Source organism: Streptomyces cyaneochromogenes, from assembly GCF_003963535.1.
Classification (GTDB): domain Bacteria; phylum Actinomycetota; class Actinomycetes; order Streptomycetales; family Streptomycetaceae; genus Streptomyces; species Streptomyces shaanxiensis.
Genome location: NZ_CP034539.1, coordinates 1,824,856 through 1,850,810, shown reverse-complemented (window position 1 = coordinate 1,850,810; position 25,955 = coordinate 1,824,856). Strand labels below are relative to the sequence as shown.

Annotated in this window: 23 protein-coding genes and 1 riboswitch; of the genes, 16 read left to right on the top strand and 7 right to left on the bottom strand. The window is 71.1% G+C overall.

All coding sequences use genetic code 11. The features are described from left to right. Positions 1 to 30 precede the first annotated feature (30 nt). Positions 31 to 1,227 carry an MFS transporter gene (locus EJ357_RS08050; RefSeq protein WP_126390067.1) on the top strand — a complete coding sequence of 399 codons (1,197 nt, stop codon included), beginning with the start codon at positions 31 to 33 and terminating at the stop codon, positions 1,225 to 1,227. Here EJ357_RS08050 and EJ357_RS08045 read toward each other — a convergent pair. Then, complete coding sequence (locus tag EJ357_RS08045) at positions 1,196 to 1,759, bottom strand: Repetin (protein WP_126390065.1); 564 nt, start codon at positions 1,757 to 1,759, stop codon at positions 1,196 to 1,198. The genes EJ357_RS08050 and EJ357_RS08045 overlap by 32 nt on opposite strands. 296 nt (positions 1,760 to 2,055) lie before the next feature. Between EJ357_RS08045 and EJ357_RS08040 the strand changes: the two genes are divergently transcribed. Both EJ357_RS08040 and EJ357_RS08035 read left to right on the top strand, forming a co-directional pair. Beyond that, positions 2,056 to 2,844 carry a carbon-nitrogen hydrolase family protein gene (locus EJ357_RS08040; RefSeq protein ID WP_126390063.1) on the top strand — a complete coding sequence of 263 codons (789 nt, stop codon included), beginning with the start codon at positions 2,056 to 2,058 and terminating at the stop codon, positions 2,842 to 2,844. A 51-nt stretch (positions 2,845 to 2,895) separates the two neighbouring features. Beyond that, the gene (locus EJ357_RS08035) at positions 2,896 to 4,596 is read left to right on the top strand and encodes a flavin monoamine oxidase family protein (protein WP_126390061.1); all 1,701 of its coding nucleotides are present in this window, start codon (positions 2,896 to 2,898) and stop codon (positions 4,594 to 4,596) included. A gap of 31 nt (positions 4,597 to 4,627) precedes the next feature. Here EJ357_RS08035 and EJ357_RS08030 read toward each other — a convergent pair whose 3' ends face one another. Beyond that, positions 4,628 to 5,314 (bottom strand): DUF5995 family protein, encoded by a 687-nt coding sequence (locus EJ357_RS08030; RefSeq protein WP_126390059.1) that lies wholly within the window; start codon positions 5,312 to 5,314, stop codon positions 4,628 to 4,630. Between the two features lie 174 nt (positions 5,315 to 5,488). Between EJ357_RS08030 and EJ357_RS08025 the strand changes: the two genes are divergently transcribed. Then, a complete protein-coding gene (locus tag EJ357_RS08025; RefSeq protein WP_126390057.1) occupies positions 5,489 to 6,625 on the top strand; it encodes a glycoside hydrolase family 6 protein in 1,137 nt (378 codons plus the stop codon). Here the strand turns inward: EJ357_RS08025 and EJ357_RS08020 are convergent. Beyond that, positions 6,607 to 8,016, bottom strand: a complete 1,410-nt coding sequence (locus tag EJ357_RS08020) for a uracil-xanthine permease family protein (RefSeq protein WP_126390055.1) — start codon at positions 8,014 to 8,016, stop codon at positions 6,607 to 6,609. The two genes, EJ357_RS08025 and EJ357_RS08020, sit on opposite strands and share 19 nt — an antisense overlap. A gap of 114 nt (positions 8,017 to 8,130) precedes the next feature. Continuing rightward, positions 8,131 to 9,342 (bottom strand): MFS transporter, encoded by a 1,212-nt coding sequence (locus EJ357_RS08015; RefSeq protein ID WP_126390053.1) that lies wholly within the window; start codon positions 9,340 to 9,342, stop codon positions 8,131 to 8,133. Between the two features lie 156 nt (positions 9,343 to 9,498). On the opposite strand from EJ357_RS08015, the gene EJ357_RS08010 reads away from it, so the two are divergent. Then, on the top strand, positions 9,499 to 10,749 hold the full coding sequence (locus tag EJ357_RS08010) for an ROK family transcriptional regulator (RefSeq protein WP_126390051.1): 1,251 nt from the start codon (positions 9,499 to 9,501) through the stop codon (positions 10,747 to 10,749). A 368-nt stretch (positions 10,750 to 11,117) separates the two neighbouring features. Here the strand turns inward: EJ357_RS08010 and EJ357_RS08005 are convergent, their stop codons facing one another. Then, positions 11,118 to 11,873 (bottom strand): SDR family oxidoreductase, encoded by a 756-nt coding sequence (locus EJ357_RS08005; RefSeq protein WP_126390049.1) that lies wholly within the window; start codon positions 11,871 to 11,873, stop codon positions 11,118 to 11,120. A gap of 394 nt (positions 11,874 to 12,267) precedes the next feature. Next, positions 12,268 to 12,398, top strand: a riboswitch (FMN riboswitch). 147 nt (positions 12,399 to 12,545) lie between these two features. Between EJ357_RS08005 and EJ357_RS08000 the strand changes: the two genes are divergently transcribed. From EJ357_RS08000 to EJ357_RS07960, 9 genes are all read left to right on the top strand, one after another. Beyond that, positions 12,546 to 13,163, top strand: a complete 618-nt coding sequence (locus tag EJ357_RS08000) for a riboflavin synthase (protein ID WP_126390047.1) — start codon at positions 12,546 to 12,548, stop codon at positions 13,161 to 13,163. Then, positions 13,160 to 13,810: a nicotinamide mononucleotide transporter family protein gene (locus EJ357_RS07995; RefSeq protein WP_126390045.1), complete on the top strand. Its 651-nt coding sequence runs from the start codon at positions 13,160 to 13,162 to the stop codon at positions 13,808 to 13,810. The genes EJ357_RS08000 and EJ357_RS07995 overlap by 4 nt, the downstream gene beginning before the upstream one ends. After that, positions 13,807 to 15,177: a bifunctional 3,4-dihydroxy-2-butanone-4-phosphate synthase/GTP cyclohydrolase II gene (locus EJ357_RS07990; RefSeq protein WP_126390043.1), complete on the top strand. Its 1,371-nt coding sequence runs from the start codon at positions 13,807 to 13,809 to the stop codon at positions 15,175 to 15,177. Before EJ357_RS07995 ends, EJ357_RS07990 begins: the two co-directional genes overlap by 4 nt. Positions 15,178 to 15,202: 25 nt before the next feature. Next, positions 15,203 to 15,688 carry a 6,7-dimethyl-8-ribityllumazine synthase gene (gene ribH / locus EJ357_RS07985; RefSeq protein ID WP_126390041.1) on the top strand — a complete coding sequence of 162 codons (486 nt, stop codon included), beginning with the start codon at positions 15,203 to 15,205 and terminating at the stop codon, positions 15,686 to 15,688. Positions 15,689 to 15,722: 34 nt separating this feature from the next. Beyond that, positions 15,723 to 15,995: a phosphoribosyl-ATP diphosphatase gene (locus EJ357_RS07980; RefSeq protein ID WP_048458133.1), complete on the top strand. Its 273-nt coding sequence runs from the start codon at positions 15,723 to 15,725 to the stop codon at positions 15,993 to 15,995. 50 nt (positions 15,996 to 16,045) lie between these two features. Continuing rightward, positions 16,046 to 16,906 carry an ATP phosphoribosyltransferase gene (gene hisG, locus EJ357_RS07975; RefSeq protein WP_126390039.1) on the top strand — a complete coding sequence of 287 codons (861 nt, stop codon included), beginning with the start codon at positions 16,046 to 16,048 and terminating at the stop codon, positions 16,904 to 16,906. Between the two features lie 19 nt (positions 16,907 to 16,925). Beyond that, positions 16,926 to 17,384, top strand: a complete 459-nt coding sequence (locus EJ357_RS07970; protein WP_126390037.1) for a PH domain-containing protein — start codon at positions 16,926 to 16,928, stop codon at positions 17,382 to 17,384. Between the two features lie 202 nt (positions 17,385 to 17,586). Next, positions 17,587 to 18,912, top strand: coding sequence for a hemolysin family protein (locus EJ357_RS07965; protein WP_126390035.1), 1,326 nt, complete (start codon positions 17,587 to 17,589; stop codon positions 18,910 to 18,912). Next, positions 18,909 to 19,997: a hemolysin family protein gene (locus EJ357_RS07960; RefSeq protein ID WP_126390033.1), complete on the top strand. Its 1,089-nt coding sequence runs from the start codon at positions 18,909 to 18,911 to the stop codon at positions 19,995 to 19,997. The genes EJ357_RS07965 and EJ357_RS07960 overlap by 4 nt, the downstream gene beginning before the upstream one ends. Before the next feature lie 25 nt (positions 19,998 to 20,022). Here the strand turns inward: EJ357_RS07960 and EJ357_RS07955 are convergent, their stop codons facing one another. Both EJ357_RS07955 and EJ357_RS07950 read right to left on the bottom strand, forming a co-directional pair. Further along, positions 20,023 to 21,888, bottom strand: a complete 1,866-nt coding sequence (locus EJ357_RS07955) for an AAA family ATPase (RefSeq protein ID WP_126390031.1) — start codon at positions 21,886 to 21,888, stop codon at positions 20,023 to 20,025. A gap of 431 nt (positions 21,889 to 22,319) precedes the next feature. Continuing rightward, a complete protein-coding gene (locus EJ357_RS07950; RefSeq protein WP_126390029.1) occupies positions 22,320 to 22,940 on the bottom strand; it encodes a nucleoside/nucleotide kinase family protein in 621 nt (206 codons plus the stop codon). 264 nt (positions 22,941 to 23,204) lie between these two features. On the opposite strand from EJ357_RS07950, the gene EJ357_RS07945 reads away from it, so the two are divergent. Further along, positions 23,205 to 24,158: a hypothetical protein gene (locus EJ357_RS07945; protein WP_175647334.1), complete on the top strand. Its 954-nt coding sequence runs from the start codon at positions 23,205 to 23,207 to the stop codon at positions 24,156 to 24,158. A 125-nt stretch (positions 24,159 to 24,283) separates the two neighbouring features. Further along, positions 24,284 to 25,738, top strand: coding sequence for an amino acid permease (locus EJ357_RS07940; RefSeq protein ID WP_407698472.1), 1,455 nt, complete (start codon positions 24,284 to 24,286; stop codon positions 25,736 to 25,738). Positions 25,739 to 25,955: the final 217 nt, after the last annotated feature.

The following is a 25,955-nucleotide window of genomic DNA, read 5'->3' as shown; positions in this document are numbered from 1 at the left end:
ACGTCCGAACCGCCCTTCCGGGAAGGCCTCATGACACTCACACCCGCACGCGTACCCGCCACCGGCGTCCGACGCCTGACGGCCACGCTGTACGGCTACTCGTTCCTGGACGACTTCGTCCTGCTCTACCCGGTGTACGCGCTGCTGTTCGCCGACACCGGCATGTCGCTCTGGCAGATCTCCTCGCTGTTCGCCATGTGGTCGATCACGGCCGTCGTGCTGGAGGTCCCCTCCGGCGCGCTGGCCGACGCCGTCTCCCGTCGGCTGCTGCTGTGGATCGGCCCGCTGTTCAACGCCGTCGGCTTCGCCCTGTGGGTGATCGTCCCGTCGTACTGGGCCTTCGCGCTCGGCTTCGTCCTGTGGGGCGTCGGCGGAGCACTGTGCTCCGGCTCGTTCGAGGCGCTGGCCTACGACGAACTGGACCGGCTCGGCGCCGACGACCGGTACGCGCGCGTGATGGGACGGGTGCGGGCGGTGCGACTTGCGGCCAGCATGGCGTCGATCGGCCTCGCCGGACCGGTGGTCGTCCTGGGCGGCTACCCGGCCGTGGGCGCGGGCAGCGTGCTGGCCTGTCTGCTGGCCGCCGCGGTGGCGACCCGGCTGCCGGAGCACCGGACGCGGCCGGAGCACGGTGGTGACGGCTGGTGGGTGACCCTGCGCACCGGCCTCGCCGAAGCCCGCGGGAACCGTTCCGTGCGCGGCGCCCTCCTGCTGATCCCCGCCGTCGCCGCGGTGTGGGGCGCGCTCGACGAGTACACGCCCCTGCTGGCCCGGGACACGGGCGTATCGGATACGACGGTGCCGTACCTGATCCTGCTCGTCTGGACGCTGGTCACGGCCGCCAGTCTGCTGGCCGGACCGGCGGAACGCCTCGGCACCAGGGGGATGGCCTGGCTCCTCGCGGGCTCCGCGCTCGCCCTGGCCATCGGCGCCGCGGCCCGGACCCCGGCCGGCATCGCCCTCGTGGGCCTCGCCTTCGGTGGGTTCCAGCTGGCGGAGGTCCTCGCCGACGTCCGTCTCCAGCACCGGATCGACGAGTCCCGCAGGGCCACGCTCACCTCCGTGGCGAGCCTGGGCACGGAGCTCGCCACGGTGGCCACGTTCGGCGTGTACGCCCTGCTCGGCACGGGCGCGGCGCACAGCACGGTCTTCGCGGTGCTCGCGGTGCCCTACCTGGTGACCGCGCTGGCCCTGGCTAGAACTCGGGCCGCCACGGCACGACCGTGAAGTCGCCCGTCCCCTTCCTGACCTTCTCGAAGGGGGCGGAGCCCACGCACTTGGGCAGCCCCTTCGTCTCGGCGGGGCTGCCCGTCGACGCCCAGCTGTAGCCGAGCCGGTCGCGCCCGCCGACGTCGTGGACGGTGATGCCGACCCGCTTGCCCTTGGCGCCCGGCAGGTCGGAGGAGGTGATGACCCCGGAGACGACGGCCACCTTCCCACCGGTCACCAGGCAGTCGACCTTGGCCTTGGCCTTCGCGCCCTCGCCGTTGAGGTAGTGGCTGAACTCGAAGGTGCCGGTGGCCTTCGTCGGGTCGGCGTTGTCCTTCGCCGCCAGGTGCGCGTCGAAGGAGAAGGTGATGTCGTCCCCGGCCGAGCGGTACAGCTTGGCGGTGCCGGTGAGCGCGGCGGCCTCCCGCTGCCGTGGTGCCTGCGAATCCGACGCGGTGGCGGCCGAGGCCGCGGTGGCGGAGAGCAGCAGTGCGGAGCCGAGCACGACGATCTTCGTACGGTGGTCCCGTGCGGTCCATCGGCGGTTCATCGTGGTCCTTTCTGCAGGTCAGGTGGACAGTCACCACTCTCCCGGCGCCGCGCCCGCACCACATCGCGCCGGAGGCGGGACCCCGCTCCGCCGCCCGGCGGGGACGCCGAAGCCCACTGCGCCCCAGGGACCAGCGGGCCTACCCCTGGGGTCGCGCAACGAATCGCCGCCCACCCCTCGACCCACGCAACAAACCGCTCACCGGCGCGCAACGGCTCCTTCTTGTCCGCCCTGGTCAGCCGCCCGTACCGTCTACGTGGCCCCCGCAACCACCCTTCCGCCCGGTGAGGACACGCATGCGCACCGCCCTGCTCCAGAGCTCCGGCCGCCCCGGCTCGACCGTCGAGAACCTCAAGGTCCTCGACGAGGCCGCGGGCCGTGCCGCCGGCGCGGGTGCCGGGCTGCTGGTCGCGCCGGAGATGTTCCTGACCGGGTACGCGATCGGCGACGACATCGCCCGCCTCGCCGAGCCCGCCGACGGCGACTGCGCGGACGCGATCGCCGAGACGGCGACCAGGCACGGACTGGCGATCGCCTACGGCTACCCCGAGCGCGCGGGCGACACCGTCTTCAACTCCGCCCAGCTGATCTCCGCCGAGGGCACCCGGCTCGCCAACTACCGCAAGTCCCACCTCTTCGGCTGCTTCGAGCGCGACCACTTCACGCCGGGCGACCGGCAGGTGGTCCAGGCCGAACTCGACGGCCTCCGCGTCGGCATCCTGATCTGCTACGACGTCGAGTTCCCGGAGAACGTCCGCGCCCACGCCCTCGCCGGCACCGACCTGCTGCTCGTGCCGACCGCGCAGATGCACCCGTTCCAGTTCGTCGCCGAGTCGATGATCCCGGTGCGGGCCTTCGAGAACCAGATGTACGTCGCGTATGTCAACCGGGTCGGGCAGGAAGGGGAGTTCGAGTTCGTCGGTCTCTCCACCCTCGCCGGGCCCGACGGGGTCGCCCGCACCCGCGCCGGACGAGGCGAGGAGCTGGTGTTCGCCGACGTCGACCCCGCCTTCCTCGCCGCCTCCCGCGAGGCGAACCCGTACCTGAAGGACCGCCGCCCCGGCCTCTACGGGTCCCTGGTCTGAAACCCCCCTGAGCTTCCCCCGAGTTCTTCACGCGCAAGGAGTCCGTACCCCATGACGTCCATGGTGCCCAACGCCGTCGAGCACACCGACGAGCAGCAGCCGCCGATCACCATGTTCGGCCCGGACTTCCCCTACGCCTATGACGACTTCCTCGCCCACCCGGCGGGACTCGGCCAGATACCCGCGACCGAGCACGGCACCGAGGTCGCGGTCATCGGCGGCGGCCTGTCCGGCATCGTCGCCGCGTACGAGCTGATGAAGATGGGCCTCAAGCCGGTCGTGTACGAGGCCGACCGGATCGGCGGCCGGCTGCGCACCGTGGGCTTCGACGGTCCGGGCACCGAGGGCCTCACCGCCGAGATGGGCGCGATGCGCTTCCCGCCCTCGTCCACCGCCCTCCAGCACTACATCGACCTGGTGGGCCTCCAGACCCAGCCCTTCCCCAACCCCCTTGCCGAGGCGACGCCTTCGACCGTCGTCGACCTCAAGGGCGAGTCGCACTACGCCGAGACCATCGACGACCTCCCGCAGGTCTACCGCGACGTCGCCGACGCCTGGAACAAGTGCCTCGAAGAGGGCGCCGACTTCTCCGACATGAACCGGGCGATGCGCGAGCGGGACGTGCCGCGCATCCGGGAGATCTGGGCGAAGCTCGTCGAGAAGCTCGACAACCAGACCTTCTACGGCTTCCTCTGCGACTCCGAGGCCTTCAGGTCCTTCCGGCACCGCGAGATCTTCGGCCAGGTCGGCTTCGGCACCGGCGGCTGGGACACCGACTTCCCGAACTCCATCCTGGAGATCCTGCGCGTCGTCTACACCGAGGCCGACGACCACCACCGCGGCATCGTCGGCGGCTCCCAGCAGCTGCCGCTGCGCCTCTGGGAGCGCGAGCCGGAGAAGATCGTCCACTGGGCCTACGGCACCTCGCTCGCGAGCCTGCACGACAACGGCGAGCCCCGCCCGGCCGTGACCCGGCTGCACCGCACCGCGGGCAACCGGATCACCGTGACCGACGCGGACGGCGACATCCGCACGTACCAGGCGGCGATCTTCACCGCCCAGTCCTGGATGCTGCTGTCGAAGATCGCCTGCGACGACTCGCTCTTCCCGATCGACCACTGGACGGCGATCGAGCGCACCCACTACATGGAGAGCTCGAAGCTGTTCGTCCCCGTCGACCGGCCGTTCTGGCTGGACAAGGACGAGGAGACGGGGCGTGACGTCATGTCGATGACGCTCACCGACCGTATGACGCGCGGGACCTACCTCCTCGACGACGGCCCGGACAAGCCCGCCGTCATCTGCCTCTCCTACACCTGGTGCGACGACAGCCTGAAGTGGCTGCCGCTGTCCGCGAACGAGCGGATGGAGGTCATGCTGAAGTCGCTCGGCGAGATCTATCCCAAGGTCGACATTCGCAAGCACGTCATCGGCAACCCGGTGACGGTCTCCTGGGAGAACGAGCCCTACTTCATGGGCGCGTTCAAGGCCAACCTGCCCGGCCACTACCGCTACCAGCGGCGCCTGTTCACGCACTTCATGCAGGAGGGGCTGCCCGAGGACAAGCGGGGCATCTTCCTCGCCGGCGACGACATCTCCTGGACGGCCGGCTGGGCTGAGGGTGCGATCCAGACCGCGCTGAACGCGGTGTGGGGCGTGATGCACCACTTCGGCGGGGCCACGGACGCCTCCAACCCGGGGCCCGGCGACGTGTACGACGAGATCGCGCCGGTCGAGCTGCCGGAGGACTGAGCCCCGACGGGTGGGGTTCCGCGGGAGTGGATCACTCCGGCAGCGGCGTCAGCAGCATGCGTCCCGCGAACCCCACCGCGGCGTCCAGTCGCTCGGCGAACTCCTCGGCGACGTCGGGCAGTCGGCGCAGCGCCCACAGCGCCCGGGCCGCCGACCAGGTGGCGTCCCGGGCGCGCTCCAGGCTCCAGGAGCCGAGCAGATGGGTGAGGGGGTCGGCGATCTGGAGCAGGTCGGGGCCCGGCATCAGATCTTCGCGGATGCGCTCCTCCAGCGAGACGAGGAGATCACCTACCCGATCGAACTCGTCCTCCAGGTCGGAGGGTTCGCAGCCGAGGCTACGACAGGCGTCCACCACGGCGAGCGCCAGGTCGTGGCCGATGTGCGCATTGATGCCCGCCAGCGCGAACTGCAACGGTCGTACGCCGGGATGGCGCCGCATCTGGAACAGCGGCCGCCAGCAGGCCGGTGGACGCCGCTCCTCCTCGGCCGCCTCCACCGCCGCCAGATACCGCTCCGCGAACCGCACGTCCAGCGTGATCGCCGCCCGCGCGTCCGGGAACCGGCCGCCGTCGATGTGCCGGTCGACCGTCTCGGTGACGGTGAGGTAGACGCGGTTGAAGACCGCGACCCCGTCGCGGTCGGGCAGCCCCGCGTCGAGGGCGCGCATACGGGAGATGACCGCGTCCACGGGTGTGGTGAATTGTTCGCATTGCGCCATGGGGGCAATGTCCCAGCTTTAGGCTGACCGGAGTGTCGGCGGGCCCGGCGCTTCCCCAGAACGGGGGAACGCGCTCGCTGTTGGGGGAGGGGAATCAGGACCGTGCCAGGCTTACGTGCCCAGCGACTGGCCGCACGCAGGTCCGAGCGAAGGAGGACGGCCCGGCGTCATGCCATGGTCGTGGCGGCCTCGGTCGTGGTCGCCGTCGGCACCGTGACCGGCATGATGTCCGCGCTCGACGACAGAGGGCGCTCCGACGAGGCGGGGCCGCCCGAGGTGACGCGCTCGCCGAGCCTGGAGTCCCTGCCCGCAGTGCCCTCGCCCTCCCCGTCCGTGACGGCATCGCCTCCCCCCACGTCCGCCGCTGCGACGCCGAAGCGGAAGGCCGGTCCCACGCCCTCGCCGACCGGGACCGAGCCCGAGAGGAAGCAGCAGCCGACCGTGGTGTCCGCCCGCCTCTACCGCCACCCCGAGTCCCAGGTGCTCGAATGGGTCCGTGACAATTCCGGCGACCCGCGCCACGCCGTCATCCAGTCCCGGATAGCCGCTCAGCCGGCCGCGGTGTGGTTCGCCGACTTCACGCCGGACACCATCACCGCCCGGGTCCGCGCGGTCACCTCCGGCGGGTCGGCGTCGGGCCGGGTACCGGTGGTCGTGCCGTACGCGATCCCGGACCGCGACTGCGGCGGGCACTCCCAGGGCGGCGCGCCCGACCTCGACGCGTACGACGCCTGGATCGACCGGTTCGCCGCCGGGCTGGGCTCCGGCGACGTCATCGTCATCCTGGAGCCCGACTCCGTCGCCCAGACCGAGTGCCTCTCGGCCGGCGAACGTGCCGACCGCTTCGCCTCCCTGGCCCGCGCGGGCCGGGTCCTCAAAGAGGCCAACCCCAAGGCCCGCGTCTACTACGACGCCGGGCATTCCGGCTGGAACGCGCCCGGCAAACAGGCGGAGTGGCTGCGGCAGGCCGGCGCCGCCTCGACCGCGTCCTCCGACGGCGTCTTCAGCAACGTCTCCAACTTCCACGCCACGGCCGACGAGATCGCCTACGACCGACAGGTCCTCGACGCCCTCGGCGGCCCCGCGAGCCTCGGCGCCGTCATCGACACCAGCCGCAACGGCGCCGGCGCCCCGGCCGACGGGGAGTGGTGCGACCCGGCCGGCCGCAAGCTGGGCCGGGCGCCGACGCTCGCCACGGGCGAGGCACGGATCGACGCCTACCTGTGGGTGAAGCTGCCGGGGGAGTCGGACGGGTGCAAGGGGCAGCCGGGCACCTTCACGGCGTCGTACGCCTATGACCTGGCGCGCTGAGTTCCCTCGCCGGTGCCGCTCTCCTCGTCGTAGGAGGACGTGCCTTCGTCGAGCAGCGGCTCCTGCGTCTTGAGATGGGCCGGGGCGAACGCCCGCAGCGCGTGGTAGCCGGTGATGACCACCAGCGTGCCCAGCGCGATGCCGCTCAGCTCGAAGGTGTCGGTGAACTCCATGGTGACGTTGCCGACGCCGATGATGATGCCCGCCGCGGCCGGCACCAGGTTGAGCGGATTGCGCAGGTCGACCTCGGCGTTGATCCAGATCTGGGCGCCGAGCAGGCCGATCATGCCGTACAGGATGACGGTGATGCCGCCGAGGACGCCGCCCGGGATCGCGGCCACGACCGCGCCGAACTTGGGGCAGACACCGAAGAGCAGCGCGAAGCCGGCGGCGGCCCAGTAGGCGGCGGTCGAGTAGACGCGGGTCGCTGCCATCACGCCGATGTTCTCGGAGTACGTGGTGTTGGGCGGGCCGCCCACCGCGGTGGAGAGCACCGAGGCGGCGCCGTCCGCGGAGATCGCCGTGCCCAGCTTGTCGTCCAGGTTGTCGCCGGTCATCTCGCCGACCGCCTTGACGTGCCCGGCGTTCTCGGCGACCAGGGCGATGACGACGGGCAGCGCGACCAGGATGGCCGACCACTGGAAGGACGGGCCGTGCAGGTCGGGCAGCCCGATCCAGTCGGCCTTCGAGACCCCGGACAGGTCGAGCCGCCAGTGGTCGGTGAGCTTGCCGCTCGCGTCGACCGAGTGGATCCTGCCGAAGATCCGGTCGAAGGCCCAGGAGATGCCGTAGCCGAAGATCAGGCCGAGGAAGATCGCGATCCGGGACCAGAACCCGCGCAGACAGACGACCGCCAGCCCGGTGAACAGCATCACCAGCAGCGCCGTCCACTGGTCCTGCGGCCAGTACGTCGCGGCCGTCACCGGGGCGAGGTTGAAGCCGATCAGCATCACGACGGCGCCGGTGACGATCGGCGGCATCGTGGCGTGGATGATCCGCGCCCCGAACCGCCGCACGGCGAGACCGACCAGGAACAGCACGACACCGACGACGAGTACCGCGCCGGTCACGGTCGCGCTCGTACCGCCGTCGGCCCGGATGACCGCCGCGACGCCGACGAAGGAGAGGGAACAGCCGAGGTAACTGGGCACCCGGCCGCGGGTGGCGAGCAGGAAGACGACCGTCGCGACGCCCGACATCATGATCGCCAGGTTGGGGTCGAGCCCCATCAGGACCGGCGCCACGAAGGACGCGCCGAACATGGCCACCACATGCTGGGCGCCGAGCCCGAAGGTGCGGGGCCAGGAGAGCCGTTCGTCGGGGCGGACGACCGCTCCGGGCGCCGGCGTGCGTCCGTCGCCGTGCAGTTTCCAGCGGACGCCGAGATCCATGGTGCGGTTTCACTTTCGTCGTGCGAGTGAGTGTCCGGACCATTGTCAGGGGACGGCAGAGGCGGTGCCGACCCGGGTTGATCAGGCATCCTGAGCGCCCGCTCAGGGTGGCTTTCAGAGCCGCGGGTCCGGAACTGCCGCGTCCGGGCGGCTGACCTTCGGGCGGTCGCGGTCGCCGACGCGCAGGACCCGCGCGAACACGACGAGGCCCGAGGACAGCACGGTGACCAGGCAGAAGGACACCATCAGGCTGGTGGCCTGGGCGATCCCGCCGATCGCGCTCGGGGCGATGAGCCCTGAGGTGTACGTGATCGTCGCGACGCCCGCGATCGCGAGACTGGGGTTGGGGCCGCTGCGGCCCGCCGCCGCGAAGCACAGCGGCACGACCACGGCGATACCCAGACCGAGCAGCCCGAACCCGGCCATCGCCAGGGCCGGCCGGTCCGACACCACGATGAGCAGGCCGCCCAGCGTGGCCAGGACACCGCTGAACCGGACCGTGCGCACGGCTCCGTAGCGGTCCACCACCTTGTCACCCGCGATCCGGGCGATCGCCATGGTGAGCGTGAACCCGGTCGTGCACGCCGCCGCGAGACCGGCCGAGGTGCCCAGCTGGTCCCGCAGATAGACCGCCGACCAGTCCAGGCTCGCGCCCTCCGCGAAGACCGCGCAGAACCCGACCGCGCCGATGAGCAGCGCCGACCGGGGCGGCAGCGCGAACCGGGGCGGCGGCTCCTCGTCCTCGGCGGGCTGCAGGTCGAGCACCCACTGGCAGGCCAGGACGCCGAGGACGGTGAGGGCCGCCGCCGCGAGGGCGTGGTGCAGCCGGGCGTCCGAGCCCAGGTGGGCCGCGAGCGTGCCGGCCGCCGAACCGATCAGGGCGCCGGCGCTCCACATCCCGTGCAGCCCCGACATGATCGACCGGTCCAGGCGGTTCTCCACCTCGACGCCGAGCGCGTTCATCGCCACGTCGGCCATGCCCGCCGTGGCGCCGTAGGCGAACAGAGCCAGGCAGAGGGTCAGCAGGTTGGGGGCGAGGGAGGGCAGGATCAGCGCGAGCGTCCACAGGGCGATCAGCCCGCGCAGGGCGTTGCGCGCGCCGAAGCGGTGACTGATGCTTCCGGCCAGCGGCATCGCGACGGACGCGCCGAGCGCGGGGAAGGCGAGCGCGAGCCCCAGCTGTCCGGCGCTGACCCCGGCATGGTCCTGGATCCACGGCACCCGTGTCGCGAACGAGCCGGTGACGGCACCGTGCACGGCGAAGACGGCCGCCACGGCGTACCGGGCACGCCTCACCTCGCGCAGGTCGTAGACCACCTCACTCATTGTCCGGCCCCTCCCGGTCCTCGCCTGGTCCCTGAGTCACTGGTAGTTGAGCTGCTGGTACTGATCCGCGCGTAAACTATCAGGAACCCTGCCTGATAGATAGGCAATAAAGTGGTCGCCCACGGTACGGCCCCGCCGATCTGGAAGGATCCCGGCATGCCCGCATCCCCGAGCACCGCCCGGGCCATCAACGACCGGCTCGCCCTGCGCCTGCTCCAGCAGGAGGGCCCGTTGACGGCAGGGCAGTTGAAGCACCTGACCGGCCTGTCCCGGCCGACCGTCGCCGACCTCGTCGAGCGCCTCACCGACGCCGGCCTGATCGAGGTGGTCGGCGAGGCCGGCGAGCAGCGGCGCGGGCCCAACGCCAAGCTGTACGGCATCGTCGCCGGCCGGGCCCATCTGGCGGCGCTGGACGTCCGTACCGAGGGCGTCTCGGTGGTGGTGTCCGACCTGGTCGGGGCCGTGCTCGCCGAGGCGTCGGTGCCGATCGGCGGCGACACGGGGACCGGGCCCGCGGTGGAGCAGGCGGTGGCCCTGGTGGAGCGGGTCGTGAAGGAGGCGGGGGCCGACCGGCTCCACACGGTGGGCATCGGCGCCCCGGGCCTCATCGACCCGGCCAGCGGTGAGCTGCGCGACTCCTCGGGCCTGCCCGCATGGCACCGCCGCCTGGTGGCGGCCCTGCAGGAACGGCTCCCCGAGGCCCGTGTCAACGTCGAGAACGAGACCAACCTCGCGGCCCTCGCGGAACAGCGCGACGGGGTGGCCCGCGACCGGGACACCTTCGTACTCCTGTGGCTGGGCCACGGCACCGGCGCGGCCGTGGTCCTCGACGGCGCCCTGCGCCGCGGCGCCTCCGGCGGCACCGGCGAGATCGGATTCCTGCCGGTGCCGGGGACGTCGGGGCTGCCGTCGGCGGTGGACTGCGACGGGGGGTTCCACTCGCTGGCGGGGGCGGCGGCGATCGTGGAGCTGGCGGGGGAGTGCGGGCTGACGGTGAAGGGCGACGCCGTGCACGAGCCGGTCGCCGCGGGGGTGGTGAGGGGCGCGGTGGCGCGGGTCGCGCCCACCGACTCGCCCCGCACCTCCGACATCGCACCGCCGGACGGTTCACTCCACGACCCGGCGTCCGCCTCCCGCTTCCTGGACGCCCTGGCCGACCGCCTCGCCATCGGCGTCGCCTCCGTCGTCGCCATCCTGGACCCCGGCTGCGTGGTCCTGGGCGGGGAGGTCGGACAGGCGGGCGGCGAGGAGCTCGCCGGGCGGGTGGAGGAGCGGATCCGGCGGATGTCGCCGCTGGCGACGACCGTGCGGCCCAGCAGCCTGGGCGGCGCCGCGGTCCTGCGCGGAGCGCTGCTCACGGCGCGGGACGCCGCACAGGACGACCTGTTCGCACCGCCCGACCGGTGACCCGCCAAGCCGTGCGGTCGCCGGGGTGCCCTGGCTCGGGCTGTGCGGTCGCCGGGGAGCTCTGGCTCAACTCGTACGGCTGCCGCGAAAACGGCTCAAGCCGTGCGGCTGCCGCGGAATCCGGCGCGGGTCGTACGGTCGGGGGAGTCCTGGCTCAACCGGTGCGGCTGCCGGAATCCGGCGCAGGACGTACGGTCGCCGGGAGCCCTGGCTAGACCCGTGCGGCTGCCGCGGAAACCTGGCGCAGCCCCCGTGCGGTCGCCGGGAGTCCTGGCTCAACCCGTGCGGCTGCCGCAAAACCCGGCGCAGACCGAACGGACGTCGCGGCCCCCCCGACCCAGCCCGTACAGCCGCCGCCGCACCCCGCCTCAGACCTCCTGCCCACCCCCGAACCGCCGCCCCAGATACTCCTCGAACGTCCCCTTCCCCACCGCAAGTCCAGGCGTCAGATGGCCACCCGAGCAAAAGCCCCTGTACGCCTTCCCCCACAGCGGCACGTTCACCACGAGGCGTCTGCGCCCTGTCGCGCTGAGGTACGCGCGGGCCAGTGAGTCGAGGGTTCGCACCTCGGGGCCGCCCATGTCCGGGACCCGCCCGGCCGGGGCGCCCACAGCCAGTTCGGCGAGCCGGTTCGCGACCTCGGCCACCTCGACCGGCTGGTCCTTCACCCGGGCCGGCAGCAGCATGACGGGCGCCTTGGACACGGTCCCGAACAGCCTCGCCGGCAGGTCGTGGAACTGCGTCGCCCGCAGCACCGTCCAGCCCAGCCCCGACTCCTCCACCAGCCCCTCCACGGCGAGCTTGGCCCGGTAGTAGCCCAGGGGCACCCGGTCGACGCCGACGATCGAGATGTACACCAGGTGCCGTACGTCGGCCCGCCGCGCCGCCGCGATCAGATGCGCGGCCGCCTCCTCGTCACCGCCGCCCGGCGCGGTCGCGCAGTGCACGATCGTGTCCACGCCCTCCACCGCCGCGTCCAGCCCGGAACCGCCCTTGCGCAGGTCGACGGCGTACGGCTGGGCGTGCCGGCTGAGCACCCGCACCTCGTGCCCGTCCGCCCGCAGCCGCTCCGCGACGAGCCGGCCGAGCGTTCCGGTGCAGCCGGTCACCAGGATCGTGGTCATCTCGTGTCAGTCCTTTGCCTCTCGCGGCACATCTCGACTGTCACTGTCGTCATCCCCTCACCCTGCCAGACCCTCCGGCAACGGGAGTTGGGAGGCCCGGCGGCGGGCAAGGGCCGTCGTCACCGCCGCCGGGCCGTCTGGGCAGGGGTTGTGTGTTCCCTGCTGGGGAGAGGTCCGAGAGGCCGAAGAGGTTCCCGCACACTAGAGAGGACTAGACCATAGCGTCAATAGGTATGGACCAATCTCGGATCATTCTCAAGCGCATTCCCGTGCAGGGGAGTTGGGGGCGCGCCGATCTGCCGGAGAAGTCCAGTGAGAGTGTCTGTGAGCCACTCCACACCGGCCACCCGTATGGACGCCGATCAGGCGTGGCACACTGGCCCTGTACCAGAAGCAGCGCACTCCGGGGTCGGTGAAAGTCCGAACCGGCGGTTACAGTCCGCGACCCGGTCGCCTCCAGCGGCCGGTTGACCAGGTGAAATTCCTGGACCGACGGTTAAAGTCCGGATGGGAGGCAGTGCGCGGCGGGCGGGCATTCGTGCGCGCCGCCGTATCGGTTCGTCCATGAGGCGAACTCTGTTCGGCGTCGCCCCCGGTGTCCCTGCTCGTACATTCTGTCGTCATCGACAGGCCCCGGAGTCCGTGCCCCTATGTGGCAGGAGGACCCGGGAAGTGTTCACCGGTATCGTCGAAGAGCTGGGCGAGATCACCGCCGTCGAGACCCTCGACGACGCCTGTCGCTTCCGAGTGCGCGGCCCCGTCGTCACCGACGGCGCGAAGCACGGCGACTCCATCGCGGTCAACGGGGTCTGCCTCACGGTCGTCGACCACGAGGGCGACGAGTTCACCGCCGACGTCATGGCCGAGACCCTGAACCGCTCCAGCCTGGGCGTCCTCGCCGTCGGCTCCCGCGTCAACCTCGAACGCCCCACCGCCGTGGGCGCCCGCCTCGGCGGGCACATCGTGCAGGGACACGTCGACGGCACCGGCGAGGTGCTGGAGCGCAAGCCCTCCGACAACTGGGAGATCGTGAAGGTCTCGCTGCCCGCGGACCTCTCCCGGTACGTCGTCGAGAAGGGCTCCATCACCGTCGACGGCATCAGCCTCACCGTCGTCGACGCCGGGCCCGACTTCTTCACCGTCAGCCTCATCCCCACCACCCTCGCCCTGACCACGCTCGGCCTGAAGCAGCCCGGCGACCCGGTCAACCTCGAGGTCGACGTCATCGCCAAGTACGTCGAGCGGATGCTGGGCGACCGGCTCTCCTCCGAAGGGGCGACGGCCAAGTGAACTCGCTGAACTCCGAGGCCTTCGCCCTGTTCGGCCAGCACATCCTCTGGTCCGACATGGTCGGCAACCTCTTCGGCCTGGCCGCCCTCGCCCTCGGCTGGCGGCGCTCCATATGGACCTGGCCCGTGCAGTTCCTGGCCGGCCTGATCCTCTTCGGCGCCTTCTTCGGCCACCTCACCGGCAGCGCGGGCAAGCAGGCGGTCGTCATGCTCGTCGCCCTGTACGGCTGGTGGCAGTGGCAGCGCAGCAAGGGCCGGCCCGAAGACGGGGGCGACGGCCACATCGCCGTACGGTTCGCCACCTGGCGCGAGCGCGGCGCGATGCTCGCGGCGGCCGCCGCCGGCACCGTCGCGGTGGCGCTGCTCTTCAAGGCGTACCCGACCCTGTCCTGGGACCCCTGGCCCGACGCCTACATATTCGTCGGCACCATCGTCGCCATGTACGCCCAGGCGCGCGGCATGGTCGAGTTCTGGTTCGCCTGGCTGCTCGTCGACCTCGTCGGCGTCCCCCTCAACTTCGCCAACGGCTACGCCTTCTCCGGCTTCGTCTACGTCATCTACGGCGCACTCGTCCTGTGGGGCATGCGCGACTGGTGGCTGCGCTCCCGCAGGGACGCGCGGCCCGTCCTGGAAGGAGCGCCGGCATGACCACGGCACCGATCCTGTACCGCACCGAAGGTCCGGAGGACCTCACCCTCGACCCCGTCGAGCAGGCCGTCGCCGACATCGCCGCGGGCCGCCCGATCGTGGTGGTCGACGACGAGAACCGGGAGAACGAGGGCGACCTCGTCGTCGCCGCCGAGAAGATCACCCCCGAGATCGTCGCCTTCATGATGAGCGAGTGCCGTGGCCTGATCTGCGCCCCCATGGAGCCCGAGGAGCTGGACCGGCTGGGGCTTCCGCAGATGGTCGAGGACAACACCGAGTCGATGAAGACCGCGTTCACGGTCTCCGTGGACGCCTCCGCCGAGCACGGCGTGACCACGGGCATCTCGGCCTCCGACCGGGCCACCACGCTGCGGCTCCTCGCGAGCGGCAAGGCGCAGCCGTCGGACCTCGTCCGCCCCGGCCACATCTTCCCGCTGCGCGCCAGGCCCGGCGGCGTCCTCGTCCGCAACGGCCACACCGAGGCCGCCGTCGACCTGGCCCGGCTCGCGGGGCTGCGCCCGGCCGGCGCCATCGTCGAGATCGCCGGCGCGGACGGCGAGATGCTGCGGCTGCCCCAGCTGATCCCGTTCGCCCGCAAGCACGGCCTGACGATCATCTCCATCGAGGACCTGATCGCCTACCTGCGCGGCGCCGAACCGCGGGAGCAGGCCGAGTCGCAGCCGGCCGAGCAGGAGCCGGTCCTCTCCGAGCCGGGCGTCGAACCCACCGTCCGTCGCGAGGCCGAGGTCCACCTGCCCACCGCCCACGGCACCTTCACGGCGCACGGCTACCGCTCCACCGTCGACGGCGTCGAGCACGTCGCCCTCGTCCACGGCGAGATCGGCGACGGCGAGGACGTACTCGTCCGCGTCCACTCCGAGTGCCTCACCGGAGACGTCTTCCACTCCCTGCGCTGCGACTGCGGCCCCCAGCTGGAGGCGGCCCTGGATCGGATCCGGGCCGAGGGTCGGGGGATCGTCGTCTACCTGCGCGGACACGAGGGCCGGGGCATCGGCCTGATGTCCAAGCTGCGCGCGTACGAGCTCCAGGAGCGCGGCCGCGACACCCTCGACGCCAACCTCGAACTCGGCCTGCCCGCCGACGCCCGCGACTACGGAGCGGGCGCGCAGATCCTGGCCGACCTGGGCGTGCGCAGCGTGCGCCTGCTGACCAACAACCCCGACAAGTCCGACGCGCTTCTCGCCCACGGGCTCAAGGTCACCGAGCGGGAGCCGATGCCCGTACAGGCGGGCGAGCACAACCTGACGTACCTGCGCACCAAGCGCGACCGGATGGGCCACGACCTGCCCTGGCTGGACCCGGCCCCCGTGCCCCCGGCCTCCCTGTCCACCTGCACCAACCAGTAAGAGCACACCGAGGAGACTCAAGAACGTGAGCGGCAAGGGCGCACCGGAGCTGTCCGTACGCAATGTGGGCGACCTGCGGGTCGCGGTCATCGCGGCGCAGTGGCACGAGAAGGTGATGGACGGTCTGGTGGACGGCGCCCTGCGCGCCCTGCACGACCTGGGGATCGACGAGCCGACCCTGCTGCGGGTCCCCGGCAGCTGGGAACTCCCGGTGGTGGCGAAGGTCCTCGCGGGCCGCGGCTACGACGCGATCGTCGCGCTGGGCGTCGTCATCCGCGGCGGCACCCCCCATTTCGAGTACGTCTGCCAGGGCGTGACCCAGGGCCTGACCCAGGTGTCGGTCGAGACCGGCGTGCCGATCGGCTTCGGCGTGCTGACCTGCGACACCGAGGAGCAGGCCCTGGACCGGGCCGGCATCGAGGGCTCCAACGAGGACAAGGGGCACGAGGCGGTGACGGCGGCCGTGGCGACCGCGGCCACCCTGCGTTCAGTATCTGAACCCTGGCGCTGACGAAAGCCGTGTGTGGCATAAGCTGAGCGTCACCATGTCCAAGAAGACGTTCGAGGAGCTCTTCACCGAGCTCCAGCACAAGGCCGCACACGGCGACCCCGCCACTTCCCGCACCGCCGAACTCGTGGAGAAGGGCGTCCACGCCATCGGCAAGAAGGTCGTCGAGGAGGCCGCCGAGGTCTGGATGGCCGCCGAGTACGAGGGCAAGGAAGCGGCCGCCGAGGAGATCTCGCAGCTGCTGTACCACGTCCAGGTGATGATGGTCGCTCGCGGCATCTCCCTGGACGACGTGTACGCCCACCTCTGAGCACCAGCAACCCAGCACACCCGTAAGAGCGAACGAAGGAAGCCGACCTCATGCTGCGCATCGCCGTCCCCAACAAGGGTTCACTGTCCGGCCCTGCGGCGGAGATGCTGCATGAGGCCGGCTACCAGCAGCGGCGCGAGTCCAAGGAGCTGCGGGTCGTCGACCCGGAGAACGACGTCGAGTTCTTCTATCTTCGCCCCCGCGACATCGCGATCTACGTCTCCTCCGGGCAGCTCGACATCGGCATCACCGGCCGTGACCTGCTGATCGACTCCGGCGCCAACGCCGAGGAGATCCTGCCGCTGGGCTTCGCCCGCTCCACCTTCCGCTTCGCCACCAAGCCCGGCACCGTCGGCGACGACCTCGCGGACCTGAACGGCAAGACGGTCGCCACCTCCTACGAGGGCATCGTCGCCAAGCACCTCGCCGACAACGGCATCGACGCCTCCGTCGTCCACCTCGACGGCGCCGTCGAGACCGCCATCCAGCTCGGCGTCGCCCAGGTCATCGCGGACGTCGTCGAGACCGGCACCTCGCTGCGCAACGCCGGCCTGGAGGTCGTCGGCGACCCGATCATGAAGTCCGAGGCCGTCGTCATCCGCCGTACGGGCGCGGACGGCGAGGAGGCCGCCGAGTCGAAGGTGCAGCAGTTCCTGCGCCGTCTCCAGGGCGTCCTGGTCGCACGGACCTACGTGATGATGGACTACGACTGCCGGGTCGAGCAGCTGGAGAAGGCCGTCGCCCTCACCCCCGGGCTGGAGTCGCCGACCGTCTCGCCGCTGCACAACGAGGGCTGGGTCGCCGTCCGTGCGATGGTTCCGGCCAAGGAAGCCCAGCGGATCATGGACGACCTGTACGACATCGGCGCCCGGGCCATCCTGACCACGGCCATCCACGCCTGCCGCCTCTGAGCCGAGGGGCCGTACACCGATGTCCTCCGAACTGCCCACCCTGCCCGTCACGTTCCGGCCGGGCCGGACCCGGGCCATCCTGCTCGCCGCCGGCAGCGCGATCTTCGTCGTCATCACGGCGATCGCGCTGCTGCTGGAGAAGCTCGGCCCGGGCGAGCGCCTCAGCTTCATCCTCACCGGCGCGCTCATGTTCGGCGTGCTGGCCATGCTGGCGCGCGTCAGGGTCGTCGCCGACGAGTCCGGCGTCACCGTCGTGAACATCGCCTCCAAGCGCCATCTGGAATGGGCCGAGATCGTCCAGGTGAACCTCCGCCCGGGTGATCCCTGGGTGTTCCTCAACCTCAGCGACGGCACCAGCCTGCCCGCCCTCGGCATCCAGCCGGGCATCGCCAAGCAGCACGCCATCGCCGACGCGCGCGCTCTTCGAGCCCTCGCCGAGGCCCGGTCCGTCCAGGAGCCGGGGGACCGTCGGAGCTGACTCGGGGGCGTTCACCCTGCCGTAAATCCCCATGTCTTGATTAATCTGTTGGCGGAGGCGTATTTCTGGCGCCTCCGCCACTGATGTGCCCACCGGGCTTCAGAGGCCCCCTGCTACCCGAGGAGTGATTCCCTCCAGCGATGGACGGATCGTCCTGTAGTACCTGCGCCGCCCCCTCCCGACATACCGGGGCGGCGGCATCATGACCATCCCCTTGCTGCTTCTGGCAGCCGCGTTCCTTCTGATTCTCGCCAACGGCTTCTTCGTGGCCGCCGAGTTCGGCCTGGTCACGGTCGAGGCGACGGACGCCGAGAAGGCGGCCGCGGAGGGCGACCGACGGGCCCACCGGGTCGTCGAGTCGCTCAAGGAACTGTCCTTCCAGCTCTCCGGCACCCAGCTCGGCATCACCATCACCTCCCTCGTCGTCGGCATGCTCGCCGAACCGGCGCTGGCGGAGCTGCTGGGCGGGCCCTTCACCGCGATCGGCATCCCCGACGGCGCGGTGTCCGGTGTGGCCGTGGTCGTCGGCATGCTGCTGGCCTCGGCCGTGCAGATGGTGATCGGCGAGCTGGTGCCCAAGAACTGGGCGGTGTCCCGGCCGATGCAGGTCGCGCGCTTCGTCGCCGGCCCGCAGCACGCCTTCGCGCGGCTGTTCCGCCCGGTGATCGCCGGGCTGAACTCGGTCGCCAACCGCCTCGTGCGCGCCCTGGGCATCGAGCCCACCGAGGAACTGGCCTCCGCCCGCACCCCGGACGAACTGGTCTCCCTGGCCCGGCACTCGGCCCAGGCCGGCGCGCTGGAACAGGACACCGCGGACCTCTTCGTACGGACGCTGTCGCTCGGTGAGCTGACCGCGCAGCACGTGATGACGCCGCGCGTGAAGGTCAGCGCGCTCCAGTCGTCGGCCACGGCCGAGGACGTGGTGAACCTGACCCGCGCCACGGGCCTGTCCCGCTTCCCGGTCTACCGGGAGAAGATCGACGAGATCGTCGGCATGGTCCATCTGAAGGACGCCCTGGCGATCCGTTCCAGTGACCGGCTGCGCACCCCGGTCGGCCGCATCGCCCGCCCGGCGCTGCTGGTCCCCGAGACCCTGCCGGTCCAGCCCCTCCTCGCCCAGCTGCGCAGCGAGCAGCCCATCGCGGTCGTCGTCGACGAGTACGGCGGTACGGCCGGGGTGGTCACGCTGGAGGACATCGTCGAGGAGATCGTCGGCGAGGTCCGCGACGAGCACGACGGGCAGGACCTGCCCGAACTCGCCGCCGCCCCGCCGGAGGAGGGCCGGCCCGCCTGGGACGCCGACGGCAGCTGCCGTGTCGACATCCTGCAGCGCATAGGACTCGACGTGCCCGAGGGGCCGTACGAGACCGTCGCCGGGCTCGTCGCCGACCTGCTCGGGCGCATCCCGGCCGTCGGTGACAAGGCGGAGCTGCCGGGCTGGCGGCTGTCGGTGCGCCGGGTCGGCCACTACCGGGCCGAGCGCGTTCGGCTGGTCCGGACCGGGACCGTGGTGGAGGTCGCCCGATGAGCGTGCTCCAACTCCTCTTCGCCGCGCTGCTCGTGCTCGCCAACGGCTTCTTCGTCGGCGCCGAGTTCGCCCTCGTCTCGGTCCGCCGCAGCCAGATCGAACCCCTGGGCACGGCACGCGCCCGTCAGGTGCTGTACGGCCTGGAGCGGCTGCCGCAGATGATGGCGGCGGCCCAGTTCGGCATCACGCTCTGCTCGCTGACGCTCGGCGCGGTCGCCGAGCCGACGGTGGCGCATCTGCTGGAGCCGGTGTTCGAGTGGGTCCATCTGCCGCATGGCATGATCCACCCGCTCACCTATGTCATCGCGCTCGCCGCGGTGGTCTTCTGCCACCTGGTCATCGGCGAGATGCTGCCGAAGAACATGGCGATGGCGGCCCCGGAGAAGGTCGCGCTGTGGCTCAGCCCCGGGCTGGTCTGGTTCGCGCGCTTCTGCCGGCCGATCACCGTGGCCCTGGGCGCGGTCGCCCAGGCCATCCTGCGGCTCTTCCGCGTCGAGCCGAAGGACGAGGTGGAGGCGGTGTTCACCAGCGAACAGCTCAACCGCCTCGTCGAGGACTCCGGCCAGGCGGGTCTGCTCGACCCCGAGGAGCAGGAACGTTTGGAGGACGCCCTGGAACTGGGCTCCCGCCCGGTGACCGACGTGCTCCTGAAGCGCGAGTCCCTGGTCACCGTCAGCCCCTCGGTCACCCCCGGCCAGATCGTCGAGCTCACCGCCCGCACCGGGTACTCCCGCTTCCCGGTCGCGACGGAGAACGGCGCCTTCATGGGCTACCTGCACGTGAAGGACGTGCTGGACCTGGAGGAGTCGGAGCGGGCGGTACCGCAGCAGGTGTGGCACCCGATGACGACCCTGCGCTCGGAACTCCCGCTGGACGACGCCCTCACGGTCATGCGCCGCGCCGCGACCCACCTCGCCCAGGTGGCCGACACGTCCGGCAAGGTGCTGGGGCTCGTCGCGCTGGAGGACGTACTGGAACTGCTGGTGGGCGAGGTACGGGACCCGGCGCACCGGGAGCTGCCGGAGGTGCGGGTCACACAGCCGCGGGTGAGCAGCGGGGAGCCGGAAGGGGCACTGGCCGGCTAGCCGGCGCCCGCGGGATCCGGCCACCTCACATGGCGGACGGGTCCTGCGGGCCCCTGCCCGACAGCACTTCGCCGTACGCCTGCATCAGATCCGACAACCGCAATGTCGACAAGTCGCCCCTCGTCAACGCCCCCGGGTAGGTCGTCAACCGCAGATCCCGGTACGCGCAGCTCTTCTCGTACAGCGTCCGCAGGAACCGCCCGTTGCCCAGCTCGTCGATCCACCCCTGATCGACCACGTGCCCGGCGATCGACCGCAGCTCGTCCAGGGCCTCCTCGTCCCACACGTCCCCGTTCTCGGTGGCGAGCACCTCGCCGATCGAGGTCAGTTCGAGGGGGCGGTACGAGGGGAAGTCGACGCGGGTCGTGAAACGCGAGGACAGACCGGGGTTCGCGGCCAGCAGACGGTCCATGCCCTCCGGGTAGCCGGCGAGGATCACCACCAGGTGGTCCCGGTTGTCCTCGGCCCGCTTCAGCAGCACCTGAAGGGCCTCGTCGCCGTACGCGTCGCCCTTGCCGTAGCCGGAGTTCGACAGGGAGTAGGCCTCGTCCACGAAGAGGACCCCGCCGAGCGCGGAGTCGATGAGCTCGTTGGCCTTCACCGCCGTCTGACCCAGGTACTCGCCGACGAGGTCGGCCCGCTGGGCCTCCACCAGATGGTCGCCGCCGAGGAGCCCGAGGGCGTAGAAGACCCGGCCCAGGATCCGGGCGACCGTGGTCTTGCCCGTGCCGGACGGGCCGGAGAAGACGAAATGCCGTTTGGGCGGCTGGACCGGCAGGCCCTGCCCGGTCCGCAGCCGGGCCATGTTCAACTGGGCGGACAGCGCCTTGACCTGGCGCTTGACGGGTTCGAGCCCCACCATGCGCTCCAGCTCGGCGAGCGCCTCCTCGAGTAACCCGGGGTCGGTCGGCCCCGCGGGCAGCGGCTGCGACGGTACGGCCGTCTTCTCGCGTACCGCCGGATCCACCACCGACGGCAGCGGACCGGAAGGCGGCAGGTCGGGGTCCGGCAGCCTCAGGTCCCGTCCCTCGATGCCGAAGAGCGGATCGAACCCGTCGGGGCCGTCGGCCACGTCCTGCCCGAGGCCGGTCAGCGTGATCGACGCGAGGTCGGCCGTGTCGTCGTACCCGTCGCCCTCGGCGATGGCCGCGAGCCGGGCCGAGGTGTCCATGAAGGCGGGGTCGACGCGGTGCACGGCACGGTAGAGCGGCAGGGCGGCCGCGGACCTGCCCGTGCCCTCGTGCGCCCGGGCCAGCCAGTAGCGCAGCTCCTTGCGCTGCGGCTGTTCACTGCGGCACCGCATGAGCGCGGCCGACAGGAGCGGATCGGCCTGGCCGTACATCTCCAGCCGGACCCGCGCCATGCCGCCGAACAGGCCCGCCTCGATGCCGAGCATCGCGTCGTCGAGCAGCGGGTCGGTGTGCCTCACCAGCTGCTCCCAGTCCTTGACCAGGTAGGCGCGGCAGGCGTGCAGGAAGCGGACCTGGTGATCGGTGTCCACGGGCGGCAGCCCGGCCAGCGCCCGGTCCAGCTCCGGGACGTGCCGGCCGTCCAGCCAGTGCGAGGCGTGGGCCAGCAGCAGGTCGCGCGGGCTCTCCAGCACCGGCTGCACCCACCAGCCCAGCCAGTACCAGGAGTTGATGGTCCGCCGATGCCGGGCGCGCTGTTCCCCGAAGCGCTCGCGGTGCCGGAACATCCGCAGCAGCGCGGTCGTCGTGTCGACGCGCAGCGCGTGCAGGCCGAGCCAGCCGTCGGCCATCCCGGGATCGATCCGCACCGCGGTGCGGAACTCCTCCTCCGCCTGTGGATAGGCCCCCATCGTGTAGGCATCCACACCTCGCAGCCAGGCGAGGTCGGCCGGGGCCTCGGGGCCCTGCATGCCGAAGTCCATCCCGTCCCCCACAGACCGTGCCCCCGTCGGTTGGCCGCCGGGCCGTCGCCCGGGGCCGCCTTGTTCGAACCGCCGTACTGCGGACCGGAGTTGCATCGGTGCGCAGAGCAGCTGTCCGTAGGTCGCACCGAGGGCATCGTACCTGCGCGGGTATGGCCCGACCCAGGGTGCCGCACCGGCCGTTTGCGGAGGTGGGAGCAGAGCGCGCGTATCGCGTTCGGTGACCGAGGGTGAGCGAATCGCGCCTCACAGCGTGCGGAAAGAGGTGTGAGGGCAGAACGAAGCCCCCGATCACGGGGGAACAACCGGGGGCTTCGCGTATGGGGGCGGCCTCGATTGGCCGCACATTGAGAACGTAAGTCCTGTACGGCCCCCGGGTCAAGCCGAGTTGAAGCACTCCGGGAACTTCTCCCGCAAGGCCCTTCACAAGTTCAGCACATTGCCGATGGGTCGTCACCCTGCGTGAAGAGCTGGTCCGGTCCAACCGTCCCCGCAGGCCCACTGAGCACCTCATACCCCTTGCCGCACTGTTGAATCAGAAGATCGGCGAACGGCCGGGAAGGGTCCTCGGCGAAGTGCTTCAACTCCGCCCCGACCCACCCGTCCCAGAACTCCCGCTGCTCCTCCCCGTCCCGCGAGCGGCCCCGGGTCCAGGAGTCCTCGTGCGGCAACTCCATCCACAGCAACTGGGCGAGGTACGGGCGTAGCGCGCGCCGGCCGGCGCCGACGCCCTCGACGACGACCACCGGGGCGGGCGGCACGGGGAGGGGCGGCCCGAAACGGCGGGTCCGCCAGTCGTAGGGGGTGTAGTGGGCGGTCTCGCCCCGGGACAGCGGTTCGATCACCTGGGCCAGCATGCGCCCGCTCCACTCGAACAGCTCGTCGTGGCTCGCGATGTCGTCGAGATGCAGCACCGGGGCGTCGCCGAGCGCCCGGGCCAACTGCCCGGCGAACGTGGACTTTCCGGAGCCGGCGTGCCCGTCGACGGCGATCAGGCGGACCGGACCGCAGGACGGGGGGAGGCGGCGGAGCCGGGTGGCGAGGTCGTGAATCGTTTTTCCCGGAGTGAAGTGGAGGTCGGCATATTTATTTGGAACATTCTAGTGGTGGGTGAAGTGGATGCCGGGCGGGGTTGGTGTCCATGGCGGCGGGACGGAATGAGAAAAGGTGTCGCTTTGAACTAGCCGTGGTGGGGTGCAATCCCGTCGAAAAACTCCGGCCGCCACCCCGAAATGTACGTTCCGGTTGAGTCCTCCGATGAGTAAGGTGCCTGGTGCGCAACTGTGAGGTGCCGTAACGGGGATGGGCTGGGACAGATGGCCGCGGGGTTATTCGAGGGGCAGTATGTGTGGCATCCGGCAGCCGACGACCGCTTGCTCGCGAGCGTAAGCGTCGATGTCCGGGCCGGCCGTTATCTGAGCGCCCGTGACGCCCTGGCCGAAACCCGCGGCGACTTCGCCCTGCGCGCCCACCGTTCCCTCGTGCTCGCTTCCGAAGCGGCCGACTCCGACCTCGTCGAGCGCTGGCTCGCCGAGGAGCCCGGCTCCGAGGCCGCGCTGCTGTGGGCCCGGGTGGCCGTGCTACGGGCACTGCGCGCGGCCGACGCCCGCGACCCGCGCACCGAGGCGCTGGAGCGGATAGCGCTGGCCGCCTGCGACCGGGCCGCGACGGCCGACCCCGCCGATCCCACGCCCTGGGTGGCCAAGCTGGCCATGGCCCGGCTGCACCGGCTGCGCGACCAGGCCCCGCGCGGGCTGCTCACGGCACCGTCCGGGCCCTGGCGCCTGTTCGCGCACGTCCTCTCGCTCGACCCCTGGCACCGCGAGGCCCACCACCGCTTCCTGGCCTGCTTCTTTCCCCGGTACGGCGGCTCCGTGACGGCCGCCTGGGACGTCGCCGCCTTCCTCGGCCAGCGAGCGCCCGCCGACTCACCGCTGCGCCTGCTGCCCCTGGTCGCCCTGGTCGAGTGCTACGACCCGACCCAACTGCTCGCCGACCGTGTCTGGGAGCAGCCGCAGTGGCGCGCCACCGCCCTGGCGATCCACGAGAACTGGCTGCCCGCGGCGGCCGACTACCGCTTCACGCCCGTCCTCGACCTGGCCTACCTCGCCCACGCCCTGGTCATGGCCCGGCGCGAGGGGGAGGCACGTGCCGTCTTCGCGGCGATGGGGCCGTACGCCTCCCGTATGCCCTGGTCCGTCTTCGGTGATCCGGCCGAGCAGCTGTCCCGGGCGCGTCGCGCCTGCGGTCTGCCGGTGCCGGGCGCCTGACGTACCGCAACCCCCCACCAAGAGAAAGGTCCGTTTCCGTGTCAGAAGGGATAACGGCTCCGCGTGCCCGAGCGCGCGGGGGAGCGGTTCCGATCGAGCTCGACGACGATGCGACCCTGCATGCGATGGGCTATCCGAGAAAACTCACGCGCCGTTTTCAGGCATTCGACAATTTCGCCATCTCGTTCACCATCATCAACATCATCTCGGGAATCTTCTCGGGAATCGGGTTCGGTCTGAATGCGGGCGGCCCGAGCGTTCTCGTCTTCGGCTGGATCGGCGTCTCCGTCATGGTGCTCTTCGTGGGAGCATCGATGGCGGAAGTCGCCTCGGCCTATCCGACGAGCGGCGCCCTGTATTTCTCCGCCGGAAAACTCGCCAAACGGCACAAGGGCGCCTGGTCCTGGTACACCGGCTGGCTGAACTTCGTGGGCCAGGTCGGCGGCACGGCGGCCACCGGGTACGCCGCCGCCACCTTCCTCCAGGCCTTCATCGCCCTGCAGTGGCCCTCGTACGAGCCGACCCCGCACCGGACGGTGCTGATCACGGGCCTGATCATCGTGGTCCAGGGGCTCGCCAACACCTACACCGTGCACCTCGTGGCCGTACTGAACCGGATCTCCGTGTGGTGGCTGCTGATCGGACTCGTGGTGATCGTGAGCGCGCTGATCGTCATGCCCGAACATCATCAGTCGGCTTCCTTTGTCACGCATTTCGTGAACAACACCGGTTTCACGAGCGGCCTTTACGGCGGCATGCTCGGTCTGCTGGTCACCAGCTGGACCTTCACCGGCTTCGACGGCAGCTTCCACATGTCCGAGGAAACGGTCCGGGCGACGGTCAACGCGCCGCGGGGGATCACGCGGGCGATCGCTTTCTCGGCGATCGCGGGACTGCTGTTGATGCTCGCATTGGTCTACAGCATTCGTGACTACGACCGGGTGGCGAGCGCCGACGCACCGCCCGTGCAGATCCTGATCGACGGGCTGGGCCTCGGCACCGCGAAGGCGCTGCTGCTGATCGTGATCGGCGCCATGCTCTTTTGCGGCCTCGCCAATCTCACCAGCAACACCCGGCAGATCTTCGCCTTCTCCCGGGACGGCGCGATGCCCGGCTCCCGCTGGTGGCACTCGGTCTCGCCGCGCACGCGGACGCCCGTCAAGGCGGTGTGGCTGGCGGTCGCCTGCTCGCTGGCGCTCGTGCTGCCCGGCTGGTGGTCGCACACCGCGTTCACCGCCATCGTCAGCGTCAACGTCGTCGGACTCTTCCTCGCCTACGCGGTGCCGATCCTGCTCCGGCTGCGCCTGGGGGACGATTTCCAGCCGGGGCCCTGGCACCTGGGCCGCTGGGGACGGCCGGTCGGGGCCGTCGCCGTGGTCTGGATCCTGCTCAGCAGCGTCCTGTTCATGCTGCCGCACGCCTCGCCGATCACCGCCCACTCCTTCAACTACGCGCCGATCGCGCTGGCCGTCGTCCTGGCCGTGGCCACGGTCTGGTGGTTCACCACCGCCCGCCGCCGCTTCCAGGGCCCGGTCAGTTACGGCCGCCCCGACGAGATCGCCGCCATGGATCTCGTCTGACGATCCGTCACCCGTCTCGGTGTACGCCGTTCCAGCGACGTACGCCGAGACCCGGCTCGCTCATCTCGCCCTGCCCATAGGGCGGTTGGGGCGGACGGCCATCCCGAGTCGCGCCAGTGGTGGAGACCAATATTGGTAGGCGCGCCAGGGGCCGAAGTGCTGGCAGACGGTGCCGCCTGCAGCCATAGTTGGCGGACAGCCGTGCATTGGACCTTGC